The organism is Sphingopyxis sp. H073 (assembly GCF_001468395.1).
In the GTDB taxonomy this organism is placed as follows: Bacteria; Pseudomonadota; Alphaproteobacteria; order Sphingomonadales; family Sphingomonadaceae; genus Sphingopyxis.
The window spans coordinates 175527-188211 of sequence record NZ_LNSG01000008.1 but is presented as its reverse complement, the minus strand read 5'-3'; the positions used below and the strand labels follow the sequence as shown (position 1 = coordinate 188211).

Genomic DNA, 12685 nt, shown 5'->3' with positions numbered 1-12685 from the left:
CTACAGCTGACGACGCCGCGATCAGGCGAGCCAGAGCCCGATCAGCGCTGCGATCGACACCATGACCAGGAATCCGTTGACGAGGATCAATAGCCAGCCGGGTAGCTTCGCCGTGTCGGGCTTGGGCGGCGGCACACCCGGTGCGAACTCGCGCCAGATCGCGGCGATAAAGCACAGGGCGCTGAATAGGACCAGAACCGAGCCGGTGCCCGCGATCATCCAGTCGGGCACCAGCTTGTCGAGCAAGGCGCGAGCACCGATGCCGGCTGCCAAAGCAGCGAGCCCGGTTCGCACCCAGGCGGCATAGGTCCGTTCGGCCGCGAGGACGGTCCGATCCGCAGCAAGTACTGTGCGGCGATCGGCGCTGTTGGTCTGCTGCTCGGCGCTGGTCGCGAGCTTGTCGGCGCTCTTGACCAACTGCTTGGCCGCGTGGGCGGGCTTTGCCGGGTCCGGCGGGGTGTCGTCGGTCACAGGTCGAACCCGTCACCGGGCTGCTGGAGCCGGTGGAAGGTTATGCCAGCCTTCTCGAAATAGGGCTCATAGGTATCGTAGCGCTGCGTCAGGAACCAGTCGCGGGCATAGCCATCGTGGACCGGGAGCACATGGCTTGGACGCATGGAGCTGGCGAACTCGTAGGCGCCGATCTCGGTCAGGAACGGCGCCATCACCGGCAGCGCCAGCGCCTCAATTCCAGCAAATTGGTGGAGCCGTTCATCAAAGCTATCGCCGGGATTGAGAAGGCGATCATTGACGACGAATGCCAGAACGGCCGGGATTTCTTCGGCGAGGATCGGCTCATGGCGCACCGGCAGGGCACGGACCGTGAATGGTCCAAGGTCGAGCCCTTCCTCTCCGACCTCGCTGACGGTGAAGCCCTGGCTGCGCAACGTGGCTGCGACCTTGTTGCCTCCGAATATCCGCGGTTCGCCATCGCCGACGATGGTGCGTAGCGCCTCGCAGTCGAAATGATCGGGATGGCCGTGCGTAAATAGGATGAAATCCACGTCGCTGAGGTCGCGAGGATCGACGCGCCCATCGACGAACGAGAATTTGCCCGGGTCGAACAGCAGCCGCTTGCCGTCGAGCGTCAGCCGCAGGCAGCTATGCACAAATTTCTCGATACGCATCGGGCGCCTCCTTCATTCAAGCAACGCGGCGCGCGGCGATAAGTCACTCAGCCAGTCCCGCCCGACGCGTCGGGAGCGCCCTGACTTCCGGATTCCTTGCCGGCCGGCGCCGCGCTGCCCTGCTTCGCGCTCAGCGCCGTCAGATAGTCGACGATCGCCGGGATATCCTTTTCCGAGACCGGTGCCTTATAGACCTCCTTCATCTTGGTGACCGTCGCCTTCCACTGGTCGGCCGTGAGCGCGGGCTGGGTCAGCGCCATGCTGGCCGAATGGCACGAGGTGCAGTTCGCATTGATCACGTCGGCGTGCGGTCCGTCAGGATATTGCTGGTCGTCGAGCGGCAGGTCGACCGCGTCCGATGTGAGTGTGAAGCCTCCAAACGCGACACTCGATGGCGCCGGCCCGCTGGGAGCCGGAGGTGGCGGGGCTACACGGCTGCCGGGCGGGCCGATCGCGATTAGTACGAGGGCAGCAAGGCCGACTGCGCCGAACGAGAGCGTGCCGATCGAAGGGACTTTCATCTCGGCTCTCCTCAGGACGCAGTGATGTTGGTGGTTTCGATATTGCCGCGCATGAACCCGCCCGGGTTCCAGATCGGCGCCATCGGCTGCGCGACCCCGGCCGTGTTCCAGCAGCGCGACATCAGCCGCACATTTCCGCGCGCCGGCAGCGGCACCTGCGTGTCCCAGCGGCGGAAGCTGTATTTGCCGTGATCGGGACCGAGGCGGGTGTGATACCAGGTACGCCCGCCGTCGGTGGAGACATCCACCTTGGCGACCCCGCAATCGCCGCCCATCGCGATGCCACCGAGTGGTATCGTCTGGTCAAAGGCAATGGCCTGTCCTTCGCCGAGGCTCGTTACCCAGGAGCGCGGGATCATCCGGTTGATCGGGACGGTCGGGAAGTCCTTGGCACCGGGCTTCACATTGGCGCCAGGCGTCGCCGGGATTTTGTAAGCCTTGGCCATCCAATATTCGTCGTCGGGGCCGGGCAGCACCTCGATGTCGTTGAGCATCTTGACCCAGTAGGTCGAATACCAGCCCGGCACGATCAGCCGGCAGGGAAAGCCGTTGAGCAAGGGCAACTGCTCACCGTTCATGCCGAAGGCGATCATCACCTCGCCGTCGTGGGCGTGATCGATGTCGAGCGCCTTCTCGAAATCCGGCGCGCCGGCGACGACGGGCTGGTCGAGCGCGCCGAAACGCACCTGCACCGCGCCCGGCTTCACGCCGGCAAAATCGAGGATGTCGCGCAGCCGCACGCCGAGCCATTTGGCATTGCCCATCGCACCATTGCCCCATTGTGCGCCGGGCACACGCGGCTGGAACAGGCCGCGGCTGTTGCCCGAGCACTGATTGACCGCGGCCATCTCGACGCGCGGCAGGCGGAGCAGCTGCGCAAGGCTGATCGATAGCGGCCGGTTGACGTGGCCTCGAACGGTGAGCCGAAAGGTATCGACATCGATCGACGTCGGGATATCGGCCCAGTGCCAGCGCACGAAAAACTGGTCGTTGGGAGTGAACACGTCGCGGTCAAACACCTCCATCGGGGTCTCGAGCAGCGGCGGGTGCATGCGCTGGAGGATCATGCTGCCTTTGCCGGGAAAGGCGCTGGTCATCGGCCGTCCGGCATTGCCACCTGGCAGATGGAGATCGACAAGGCTCTGTGCGAGCGCTGGGCCTGCGGCGAGCGCGGCACCGCCCAGTGCGGCCTGGCCGAGGAAACGGCGACGACTGCTTTGCGCGGCGAGCCAGGTGTCGAGCTTGTCCATGATAGCATTCCCTTCTTCGGGCGAACGTGGCCGACCCGGCTCGTCGAGCCAAGCGATCGGATTTTCGATTTTGATCGCCTCAGGCGATCAGTTGGGTGTGGCGATGCAGGGCGATACGAAGAGATGCCCCTTCCATGCGCCGGTCAGCGTCTTGGCGGCGACTACCACCCACATCATGGCGAGGGCAAGGGTGAGCACCGTCCCGACGATCCCGAAGAAGGCGAGGTCGAAGGTCGTACCGAGGCGGAAGGTTGCGACCGTGTTGACGCCGAGCGGGAAGGTATAGCCCCACCAGCCGAGGTTGAACGGGATGCCAGCGCGCCAGTAGCGCCAGGTGATCAGCATCGCGAGCGCCAGCCACCACAGCCCAAAGCCCCAGAGCAGCAGCCCGGCGATGCTGCCGAGGCCCTGTGCCACGCCGGCGATCGACGCGAGGCCGTGTGCGGAAAGGATGGCGGGCGCGTCGCCGCCCAGCACCAGCATGCCCAGCGCACCGGTGCCGATCGGGCCGAGCGCGAGCCAGCTCGACGCGGCCATGCCCTCGTGCGGCAGCTTGTGCAGTGCCATGCGCAGGATGAGCAGCGCGAGGATACTGAAGGCGACCGGCACCGAATAGGCCCAGAGCACATAGGAAGTGAGCAGCGTCACGAACTGAGCATGCGGATCGGCGAGATGCGGCGCGAGCAGGCCGCCGCTCGCCGCCGCGACCTCGGCCGCGACGACTGGAAGTAGCCAGACTGCAGTCATGCCATCTAGGCTGTGCTCGTGGCGAGTGAACATGAAATAGGGAATGACGACACCGCAGGTCACCGCCATCGCAACGTCGATCCACCACAAGACATGCGCTACACCGACGATGCCGTCGCCGAACCGGGCGATCCCAAAGGCGAGGCAGCCGTTGATGATCGTGGCGAGGCCCATCGGGATGGTGCCGATGAACATCGACACCGTGTTATGGCCGAAGATCCGCCGCGCCTCATGGCCGAACAGGATCCAGCGCGCAGAATAGATACCGGTGAAGAGCGCGAAGAGCGCGATATTGAAGAACCAAAGCACCTCGCCGACCGGCTTCAGCGTCGGGCCGATGCCCGGCACCTGCGGAAGCGCCAGTGCGAGGATGCCGGTGCCCATGGTCGCGGCGAACCAGTTGGGCGTGAACTGGCGGATCATCTCGCGGGGATGATCGAGCCGCGAGAGCGGTCGCAGGCCGTCGAGCACGGGCTTGAGATCGCCGGTCATCATCCAAGCTCCTTCACGAGATCGGTCAGCGCATCGGCTGCCCTGGTGCGAAAGCGCTCCTTGTGCCGCAGCGCTTCGAACGGACGCGCCGGCAGTCCGAGGCCAAGATCTTGGAGATGCCCGGCCAAGAGCGCACGGCGGACGACCAGCTCGGACAGCACCGCCACCCCGGCGCCGGCCTCGACCGCCGAACGAACCGCTTCGTTGGACGGCAGGGTCATGCCGATGCGCAGGTCAGCGGGATCGATGCCGCGATGGCGCAGCACTTCCTCGAAGGTCGAGCGCGTGCCCGATCCCTGTTCGCGCACGATCCAGTTGGCCTCGCGGATCCAGTTTTCATCAACATTCCTGGTTCGCTCTGCGCCGACCAGTAGCATCCGGTCCTCGGCGACCTTCCAGTGCGCAAGTGCCGGCTGGTCGACCGAACCTTCGACAAAGCCCAGTTCGGCCGTGCCGTCGAGCACCTGCGCAGCAGCACCGTCGGTGTTTTCGATCACCAGTTCGATGCCGATCAGCGGATGGCGGCGATGAAATTCAGCGAGGCGCGCAGGCAGCCAGTAGCTGGCGATGGTCTGACTCGCGACGATCCGCAGCGTACCGCGCTTGAGACCACCGAACTCCGACAGCGCCAGTTCGGCGCTCGCGGCCCGGCCAAGGACGGCGCGCGCCTCGTCCAGAAACATGCGGCCGGCCTCGGTGAGCTCAATGCCGCGCCCGACCCGGTGAAAGAGCGGCACGTCGTGGCGCGCTTCGAGCGCGGCGATGGCGGCACTCGCCGCCGACTGGGTGACGTTGAGTGCCTCGGCGGCGCGGGTCATATGCTCGCGCTCGGCGACGCCAACGAAAATACGAAGTTGTTCGAGGGTCATATCGATCTCCTGCAGGGATCAATAGACCGGCGCGATCAATCGTTCCAACTTGTTGATTGGATCGTTCCAATCGTCATTTACGATTGGTCGAGCAGGGCCGCTGTTTCGCTGAATGCCGCGCGAAGGCGATCCCCAACCTGCGGACTTGTACAGACGTTGGCCGGGCTGGGGTGCGGCATCGGGATGATCTTGATCGAAGCATCATGCGCCGACACGAGTTGTCCGGCCTTGGTCGCCACCCGGCCGGCCAGCAAGCAGACTTTCAGCTTGGGCAGCAGCGCGAGAAGCCCGGGAAGCGTGGCCAGCCCGGCATCGATCTCGGCTTTGCGCACGGTGCGATTGCGGGCGCCGGGTGGATGCATGATCCAAGGCACGGTGTTCCAGAGCACACAATCGGACCGGTCGATGCCGGCCTCGTCGAGATAGCGCCGCAGATTGCGGGCGGTCCCGGACGGATTGTCGCGCGACACGAAGCGCGTGCGCTCAGGCCCGGGACCCGGGGTTTCGAGAAGCAACAGCAGCCGGGCGTCGATCCCGCCGTCCGCCGGGTCGAAATGCGGCACAGGTCTGCCGTCGGCCAACAGCCCTTCGCGCCAGCATTCGAGCTGTGCGACATGTGTATCCGCCAAGGACTGCCGCCGTCGCTTGATCAGGTCGGGTTCGTCGAGCCAGGCCATTCATCTCCATTCGTGATCGGAACGACAAGTATCATCGGTTGGATCGATGACTGGTGAGCCGTCATCTTGATCACAGGAACAGCGACGCTTCATTTCGCAGCGCTGTCGATCCGGAGATCCGACATGGCAACGCGCATCAAGCAGACCGAGTTTCAGGCCGAGGCACAGGTCGAGCCGGCGGCCAAGCCAGCATTACGGCTGGTCCGGCCCGACGATCCCTATGCGGAGCTGGAGCGTCCGGCGCCCGGCGTCGCCAATCGCGGCGTGCATCCGCATGTGCTGGTCGCGTTGGTCGGCTTCTACGCGATGATGGTGGCGTCCTTCTGGACCTTCTTTGCACGCGATGCCTATGCCGCCAGCGTACTGGTGATGGTGACCCTGTTCATGGTCATCTACTTCTCGCTGATCGTGGGCGGCATCCTGCTTGCCGACAGTCCGGTGCCGGGCGAGCGGCAGCGTAGCTTCGGCGAATTCTTGAACGGTACGGTCGAAATCCTCGCCTTGACGATCAGCGGCCGCGAGGCGACGATGCAAATATTCCTGCTGCCGGCGGCGATGATGACACTGGCTGCCATCATAGGCGTTATCGCGAGACTATCATGAGAAGGGGCATGCGCTTGAAACTGATACTGGGTCTTGCCGGCCTCGGCCTCGCGGCATCTGCAGGCGCGCTCGCAGCGGCGCCGCAGGACTTCGCCACCGACATGGCCGCCGCGATGGAGCAGATGCACCATGAGATGATGGTCGCGCCGTCCGGCGATCCGGACCGCGACTTCGCGGCGATGATGATCCCGCATCACCAGGGCGCGATCGAGATGGCACAGGCGCAGCTGCGCTACGGCAAGGACGAACGCCTGCGCCGTCTCGCGCAGGGCATCATCGTTGAACAGCGTCAGGAGATCGAGGTCATGCAGGCGATCCTTGCCGAGAAGGGCGCACCGCCGAGTGTGCCTCACCAGCATCAGGGAGACGGAAAATGATTATGAATCACCTCAAGACGGCGTTCGCCATGTCCGCCCTCGGCCTGCTTGCAAACACCGCATCCGCGCAGCAGGTGCCCAATGCGACGCCCGACCGGCCGATCAGTTCGCAGGACCGCTTCTATACTTCGGACCAGTTTTCCAACACGGTATCGGTCATCGACCCGTCAACCAACCGGCTGCTCGGCGTCATCAAGCTCGGCGATCTGACGCCCGCCAATCTGAGCCCACTCTACAAGGGTCAGCTTCTGGTCCACGGCATGGGCTTCTCACCCGATGGCAGGACGCTGGCGGTGATCTCGATCGGGTCGAACTCGGTGACCTTCATCGATACGGCCACCAACGCGGTCAAGCACACCGCCTATGTCGGCCGCTCGCCGCACGAGGCGTTCTTCCGTCCCGACGGGCGCGAGGTCTGGGTCAGCGTTCGCGGCGAGGACTATATCCAGGTGCTCGATGGCAAGACGTTCGAACCTGCCACGCGCATCACCGTCCCGAACGGCCCGGGCATGACGATCTTCTCGCCCGACGGCAAATACGGGTACGTTTGCTCGAGCTTCTCGCCCGAGACGGTCGTAATCGACACCAAAGCCAAGAAGATTGTCGGACGTGTCGCCCAAGCTAGCCCCTTCTGCCCCGACATCGCCGCGACCCCCGATGGCAGGCAGGTCTGGCTGACGCTCAAAGATGTCGGCAAGGTGATGGTGTTCGATGCCAAGCCGCCGTTCGCTGTCCTTAAGACGATCGACACCGGCGCCATCACCAATCACGTCAACATCGCCCGCACGTCGCGCGGACAGTTCGCCTATGTGACGGTCGGCACGCAGAATATCGTCAAGGTGTTCCGGACCGATACTTTCGAGCAGGTCGCCGCCGTCCCGGTCGGCGCGCTGCCGCACGGGTTATGGCCTTCGGGCGACGGCACCCGCATCTATGTTGGGCTGGAGAATGGCGACGGCGTTGCGGTCATCGATACTGCGACCAACCGCCTGCTCACGACCATCCCTATCGGTCAGGGGCCGCAGGGCGTCGCCTATGTGCCGGGCGCGGTGCCTTCGGGCGACGGCATGGCCAATCTGGTCCCGCTCGATATGGCCAGCGGCAAGGTCCAGTTGACCCTGTCAGGCCAGGGCCAGAGCCAGGTCACTTTGTTCGATCAGGGGCAGGTCCAGATCCTGCAGGCCGCCGTCGCGGGCCTGCCGTCAAAGCAACCGTTCACGCTTGGACTGGCGACCAAAGCAGACGGGACGGGTGCGATTCAACCTCTTGCCAAATTCATGACCAATCCGGCCGGCGCCGCCATCGTCAACGCCGTCGGGCCGATCCGCCAGATTGTCGCGGATGCTGCCCCGGCCGAGCGTCGTTATTTGGTCATTCGTACAGGTGATCCGGATTCGCAGGGCGCGGTAGTGCAGAAACAAGCCCATTGAAGCCCGCGCGCTGCTGGCTACGAATTGAACGCAGCGGCGTTTCTTGCTCTTTGGCTCCCACGTCTCTGAAGGGAAGCTCATCGAACGTCCGCGTTTACCGAAAGCCGACGGACGCCGTCTGACCTGCTAACGACGGCTTTGTCCCAGATTTTGCCTGTCCAGGGGATCCGGACGCTTACCCTGGCCGTCCATGATGTTGCCTTGGGCCGGTTCGAGGCGATCGAGACTTTCTGTGTCGATCATGCCCTTGTATTCGCGCGCTGGGCTGGCGGCGCTCCCGGGGCGTTCGGCCCGGAGCGGGTGGTTTTTGACGGCACGACCGTTCGGCGTTTCAGCGCCTCGGACGATGACGAAATCCTGATCTCGGCGGAAACGGTGCGCGGTCTCGGCAGCTACGCGGCGGTGCTGTCGCATCTCGCAGCGGCGGAATTGGAGGTACCCCGTTCCGAATCGACGGCAGAAGCTGAGGGCAAAGCGAAACCGGTCGGTGTCGACACCTCCCCGCCAGAGGATGCCGCATACCCGCGACGGCGGCGAAGCCGGCGTGATCAGTTTGCCATCGGGTTCGCGGACTTTCGCCAGCGTCGAATAGGCACCCGAAATGTCGCTTCCGGACCTGCAGTCCGCCTGAGCACCGACAAGTCTGCGGAGGCCCCGAGACGACCAGCGGGTTGGCCGCTGGCGACCGACTGCGCCTGCTCGGGGAAGGCAATATGCGAGAAATGTCAGCTTTATAAAAAATTATTATTGACAATGTCAGATTGCTAATTAGTTAGCGTGGCAGGAGATCTGCCATGAGTGATGGGCCCTATCGTTCACTGCCTATGTCGCCACGTTGGAAGCTCGCGGCCAAATGCGCTTATGTTGAGGCTTTCTCGACCCGCGAGATTGCCGACGCGCTGCATGCTGCTGCCGAGCGGGATTGCCGCGCCGAATTGTCGCCAGGCTTTCTCAGCAGGGTGTCCAGCCTGATCATCGGCCCTGATGAACCTGGCCTATTTCGCGACCTCCCCGTTGCCGATCTCCGCGCGATGCACTCCCAGGCCAGTTCGCCGATGGAGGCGAGCTTCCTTCGGAACGCGGTCGATGCCCTCAATGACGGTTGCGCTCCGGCCGACGCCCTGCAACAGGCGGCCGAGGGCACCGTCTCCGACCGGCTGCTCGCAGGATTTCGCCAGGTCGAAGAGCATATGTTCCGCGAGGCGTCCGGCCAGCGCGCTCGCGCTGTGCGGTCGCGTCTCGAAGGCGCGCATGGCGAGATCGATATTTCCGCGGTGGCGCGGCAAGTGCTTCGCACCGCGGATGCCCCGCAGGCTCCGGCCGCTGCCACCTATTCCGGCCTAGACGACGGAGTGCCGCTGTGAATGTGAAGGCTTATCATGTGGCGGATGCGGAAGGCGTTCGGATCGACGCCGTGGAGGAAGACGAGCCGCTGCGTGACGGGGCGCAGGGCGCGATCCTTGGCAAGAGCATCACGCTGTCGATTGAGGGGCTGAAGGACTTCTTCTTCGCGGATTGGCATCCCGAGCTGGTCGACCTGATGATCATCGCTGCCGCCGTCGAATATTGCGATCTGAGCGTGCGCCGTCCGGCGTGGGGCTGGGCGCGCGCCTTCGATCTGCGCGTCGCCGTTCATGACGACAGCCTCTGGAACAAGCCATCGGTGCGACAAGCGCTGGGGGAAGCACTTGCCTTTCTCACCGGCGACCGCTGGGCGTTGAGCTTCGTCCGGCGCCAGCACGATGTCGTCGAGGTCGGTCCGCGTAAGCTTGATCTCTCGATCCCCGACAAGATCATCATGCCCTATAGCGATGGTCTCGATTCACGGGCCGTGGCCGCCCTCGTCGCGGCAAAGGAGAAAGGCGGGCTGGTGCGGGTCCGTCTCGGCACCAAGGGGGCCGACACTAAAGGGACGCCGCGCAAGCAGCGGCGGTTCACTGCGGTTCCGTTCGATGTGAAGCTGGGCAAGCGCCAGCGCGTCGAATCCTCCGCGCGGTCACGCGGGTTCAAGTTCGCGATGATCACTGGCATCGCCGCGCAGCTGGCGAAGGTCGATCGGATTGTCGTCACCGAGAGCGGACAAGGCGCACTCGGTCCGATCATCGCGTCGAGCGGTCAGATCTATCCCGATTATCGCGTGCATCCCGCCTTCACTCAGCGGATCGAGAAGCTGTTCGCGGCCATGGGAAAAAGCGTCCCGACCTACGAGTATCCGCGCATCTGGTATACGAAGGGCGAGACTCTTGCCGCGGCTCACGCGCTGGAGGCTGCTCCGACCTGGCACGACACGCGCTCGTGCTGGCAGGATTCGCGGCGTGTCAGTTTCGGCGGCCGCCGACGCCAGTGCGGCATCTGCGCGGCCTGCATGCTGCGCCGCATGAGCATGCACACCGCCGGGATCGTCGAGGCATCCGACGAATATATCTGGGAAAATCTCGGTGCGAGCGACATTCACGGCGGCACCGTCAAAGGGTTTGCCCGGATGAGCAAGGCATTCGAGGATTATGCGATCGCGGGGATTCTTCACCTTGATCATCTCGCCGCCCTCGCGCGCTCGGACTTGCATCGCCGCGCAGTGCGGCGCGTTGCGCATGAAACCGCCGACGGGCTCGGGATAGAAGCGGCGGTCGCCGAGCGGGAAATGTTCGATCTGCTCGAACGGCACCGGTCGGAATGGCTCGCCTTTCTCGCGAGCCTCGGCAAGGAATCGTTCGTCTCGCGGATCGCGATGGTGTCGCCATGGCAATGATCACCGGATCCCTGACCGCCGAAGGCATTGGCGAGCTGCTGCGCGACGCGCGCGAGAATGCCAAGATGACCCAGGCGGCGGCTGCGGCGGCGCTCAATGTCGCCCGCACCACACTTGTCGCGATCGAGCAGGGGCAACGCCGCGCGCGCGTCGATGAACTGCAGAAGCTGGCTGCGCTCTATGGAACTTCGCTCAACGTGCTGCTCCGGCAGGACAGCGCGAAGGTCGATCTGCGGCCGCGCTTCCGCAAAGCCGGCGAGCAGGGCGACGAGATCGATCCGGCGATCAACCTGCTCAACAGCCTTGTCCAGGCCGAACTCGAGCTGGAAAATCTCCTTGGCATCAAGCGCGTGCGGTTCGATCCGCCCGAGCGCCCACTGTTGCCGGGCAATGTCCTGCTCCAGGCCGAACAGGATGCGTGGGAGCTGCGGCAGCTGCTGGGGCTCGGCCTGGCGCCGATCCACGACATTGTCTCCTTGCTCGAACTGCAGCTGGGCGCCAGAGTGTTCATCCGCCGCATCGACCCGAAGATTTCGGGTCTCTATGCCTTTGACGATGCGATCGGCGCGTGCATTCTTTTGAACGCCGCCCATCCGCGCGACCGGCGCACCCAGACCGGGGCGCATGAGCTTGGCCATTTCATTTCGACCCGGAGGTCGCCGGACGCGCTCCATGCCAATTCCCCCGAATCCAGCCGCGAAGAGCGTTATGCCAATGCGTTCGGGCGCTGCTTCCTGACCCCGGCGAGGGCTGTTGCGGCCAAGTTCCAAGAGCTGACCGCGGGCGCGGCGAAGCTCACTCGCCGCCATATCATCCTGCTCGCGCATTATTTCGGTGTGTCGCGCGAGGCGATGGTGCGCCGGCTCGAGGAACTTGGCCTAACTAAGGCGGGGACCTGGGACTGGTTCGCGCATCAGGGCCGCATCACCGACGTCCAGGCGCGCGAAGTGCTCGGCGACGCGATTCCGGCCGACGATGCGCGCGCGGACGCACGGCGCCAGGTGTCGATGCGCATGAGCCTCATGGCGAGCGAGGCATGGCGCCGCGAGCTGATCAGCGAAGGCCAGGTCGCGCGTCTGCTGCATATCGACCGCGTGGATGCCCGCGCGCTGATCGACGAGTTCGAAGCGGAAGGAGCGGAGACCGATGAGTCCCCCTCGTTCCTGCTTTGATGGCGGCCGTCCGCTCGTCGCGGATGCCAGCGTCTGGATCAACATCATCGCAGGGGGACAGGCCATCGCGATCCTTCGAGCGCTTGTCCGCCCGCCCATCCTGCCTCGCATTGTGCTCGGTGAACTTGAGCGAGGCCGCGACAAGGGGCGAGCGACGGCCGAGAGGATGGCCGAGCTGATCGAGATGGGGCTGGTCGAAGTCGCCGAGCTGCACGCGGACGCAGAAGCCTTGTTCATGGGGTTCGTCGTCGGTTCGATCAGCGAGACGCTCGACGATGGTGAGGCCGCAACTTTGGCGCACGCCCTCCAGATCGGCGGTACCGCGATGATTGACGAGCGCAAGGCGATCGGCCTCGCTAGTCGGCGCTTCCCGGCCTTGCCAATCGTTAGCTCGGCAGAATTGCTACTGAGTCCGGTGACGCGCGGCGTGCTGAATCAAGAAGAGATAGCGGTCATGCTTCATGCCGCCCTGCAAGGCGCCCGGATGCGGGTTCCAGACGAATATCTTGCCGAGGTTTGCCGGATTCTTGGGCCCGTCCGGGCCGCCGATTGCACGAGCCTGCCGGCTGCATTGCGGAGCAAGTCGATGCTGGTTTCGAAAGGGGAACGAGGCGACCTTGCCGGGAGGCGCTATGAGCTATGACATTGCTGAAGGCCAGCGCATTCCCGGA

General features: G+C 64.5%; 15 protein-coding genes. 8 read left to right on the top strand and 7 right to left on the bottom strand.

The genetic code is table 11. The annotated features are described in order from the left end of the window. Nucleotides 1–21: 21 nt before the first annotated feature. The 7 genes from ATE64_RS22355 to ATE64_RS15885 all read right to left on the bottom strand — a co-directional run bounded on the left by ATE64_RS22355 (nt 22) and on the right by ATE64_RS15885 (nt 5683). On the bottom strand, nt 22–471 hold the full coding sequence (locus tag ATE64_RS22355; RefSeq protein ID WP_058455252.1) for a DUF202 domain-containing protein: 450 nt from the start codon (nt 469–471) through the stop codon (nt 22–24). Next, a complete protein-coding gene (locus ATE64_RS15910; protein ID WP_058455251.1) occupies nt 468–1127 on the bottom strand; it encodes an MBL fold metallo-hydrolase in 660 nt (219 codons plus the stop codon). Before ATE64_RS15910 ends, ATE64_RS22355 begins: the two co-directional genes overlap by 4 nt. A 47-nt stretch (nt 1128–1174) precedes the next feature. Next, a complete protein-coding gene (locus ATE64_RS15905) occupies nt 1175–1648 on the bottom strand; it encodes a cytochrome c (protein ID WP_058455250.1) in 474 nt (157 codons plus the stop codon). 11 nt (nt 1649–1659) lie between these two features. Then, nucleotides 1660–2898, bottom strand: coding sequence for a molybdopterin-dependent oxidoreductase (locus ATE64_RS15900; RefSeq protein ID WP_058455249.1), 1239 nt, complete (start codon nt 2896–2898; stop codon nt 1660–1662). Nucleotides 2899–2985: 87 nt separating this feature from the next. Further along, entirely contained in the window at nt 2986–4140 is a 1155-nt protein-coding gene (locus ATE64_RS15895) for a TDT family transporter (protein ID WP_231729122.1), read from the bottom strand. Beyond that, the gene (locus tag ATE64_RS15890; RefSeq protein WP_058455248.1) at nt 4137–5006 is read right to left on the bottom strand and encodes a LysR family transcriptional regulator; all 870 of its coding nucleotides are present in this window, start codon (nt 5004–5006) and stop codon (nt 4137–4139) included. The genes ATE64_RS15895 and ATE64_RS15890 overlap by 4 nt, the downstream gene beginning before the upstream one ends. 77 nt (nt 5007–5083) lie before the next feature. After that, entirely contained in the window at nt 5084–5683 is a 600-nt protein-coding gene (locus ATE64_RS15885) for a uracil-DNA glycosylase (RefSeq protein WP_058455247.1), read from the bottom strand. A 123-nt stretch (nt 5684–5806) separates the two neighbouring features. Here ATE64_RS15885 and ATE64_RS15880 point away from each other — a divergent pair, with 123 nt between their 5' ends. The 8 genes from ATE64_RS15880 to ATE64_RS15845 all read left to right on the top strand — a co-directional run bounded on the left by ATE64_RS15880 (nt 5807) and on the right by ATE64_RS15845 (nt 12657). Further along, complete coding sequence (locus ATE64_RS15880; protein ID WP_058455246.1) at nt 5807–6286, top strand: hypothetical protein; 480 nt, start codon at nt 5807–5809, stop codon at nt 6284–6286. A gap of 8 nt (nt 6287–6294) precedes the next feature. Continuing rightward, entirely contained in the window at nt 6295–6663 is a 369-nt protein-coding gene (locus ATE64_RS15875; RefSeq protein ID WP_120694178.1) for a DUF305 domain-containing protein, read from the top strand. After that, nucleotides 6660–8093 carry a YncE family protein gene (locus tag ATE64_RS15870; protein WP_120694179.1) on the top strand — a complete coding sequence of 478 codons (1434 nt, stop codon included), beginning with the start codon at nt 6660–6662 and terminating at the stop codon, nt 8091–8093. Before ATE64_RS15875 ends, ATE64_RS15870 begins: the two co-directional genes overlap by 4 nt. 201 nt (nt 8094–8294) lie before the next feature. Then, nucleotides 8295–8861, top strand: coding sequence for a hypothetical protein (locus ATE64_RS15865; protein WP_156418180.1), 567 nt, complete (start codon nt 8295–8297; stop codon nt 8859–8861). A gap of 26 nt (nt 8862–8887) precedes the next feature. Beyond that, the gene (locus ATE64_RS15860) at nt 8888–9457 is read left to right on the top strand and encodes a hypothetical protein (RefSeq protein WP_058455242.1); all 570 of its coding nucleotides are present in this window, start codon (nt 8888–8890) and stop codon (nt 9455–9457) included. Between the two features lie 17 nt (nt 9458–9474). Next, nucleotides 9475–10842, top strand: coding sequence for a 7-cyano-7-deazaguanine synthase (locus ATE64_RS15855; protein ID WP_156416692.1), 1368 nt, complete (start codon nt 9475–9477; stop codon nt 10840–10842). Then, nucleotides 10839–12014, top strand: a complete 1176-nt coding sequence (locus ATE64_RS15850; RefSeq protein WP_197409123.1) for an XRE family transcriptional regulator — start codon at nt 10839–10841, stop codon at nt 12012–12014. Before ATE64_RS15855 ends, ATE64_RS15850 begins: the two co-directional genes overlap by 4 nt. A 166-nt stretch (nt 12015–12180) precedes the next feature. After that, entirely contained in the window at nt 12181–12657 is a 477-nt protein-coding gene (locus ATE64_RS15845) for a hypothetical protein (protein WP_156416561.1), read from the top strand. The last annotated feature ends 28 nt before the right edge of the window (nt 12658–12685 follow it).

What these genes read in the sequence shown, in the direction of transcription:
- ATE64_RS15910 (WP_058455251.1), bottom strand. Translation starts at nt 1,127, where the DNA reads ATGCGTATCGAGAAATTTGTGCATAGCTGCCTGCGGCTGACGCTCGAC.
- ATE64_RS15905 (WP_058455250.1), bottom strand. Translation starts at nt 1,648, where the DNA reads ATGAAAGTCCCTTCGATCGGCACGCTCTCGTTCGGCGCAGTCGGCCTT.
- ATE64_RS15900 (WP_058455249.1), bottom strand. Translation starts at nt 2,898, where the DNA reads ATGGACAAGCTCGACACCTGGCTCGCCGCGCAAAGCAGTCGTCGCCGT.
- ATE64_RS15895 (WP_231729122.1), bottom strand. Translation starts at nt 4,140, where the DNA reads ATGATGACCGGCGATCTCAAGCCCGTGCTCGACGGCCTGCGACCGCTC.
- ATE64_RS15890 (WP_058455248.1), bottom strand. Translation starts at nt 5,006, where the DNA reads ATGACCCTCGAACAACTTCGTATTTTCGTTGGCGTCGCCGAGCGCGAG.
- ATE64_RS15885 (WP_058455247.1), bottom strand. Translation starts at nt 5,683, where the DNA reads ATGGCCTGGCTCGACGAACCCGACCTGATCAAGCGACGGCGGCAGTCC.
- ATE64_RS15880 (WP_058455246.1), top strand. Translation starts at nt 5,807, where the DNA reads ATGGCAACGCGCATCAAGCAGACCGAGTTTCAGGCCGAGGCACAGGTC.
- ATE64_RS15875 (WP_120694178.1), top strand. Translation starts at nt 6,295, where the DNA reads ATGCGCTTGAAACTGATACTGGGTCTTGCCGGCCTCGGCCTCGCGGCA.
- ATE64_RS15870 (WP_120694179.1), top strand. Translation starts at nt 6,660, where the DNA reads ATGATTATGAATCACCTCAAGACGGCGTTCGCCATGTCCGCCCTCGGC.
- ATE64_RS15860 (WP_058455242.1), top strand. Translation starts at nt 8,888, where the DNA reads ATGAGTGATGGGCCCTATCGTTCACTGCCTATGTCGCCACGTTGGAAG.
- ATE64_RS15850 (WP_197409123.1), top strand. Translation starts at nt 10,839, where the DNA reads ATGATCACCGGATCCCTGACCGCCGAAGGCATTGGCGAGCTGCTGCGC.
- ATE64_RS15845 (WP_156416561.1), top strand. Translation starts at nt 12,181, where the DNA reads ATGGCCGAGCTGATCGAGATGGGGCTGGTCGAAGTCGCCGAGCTGCAC.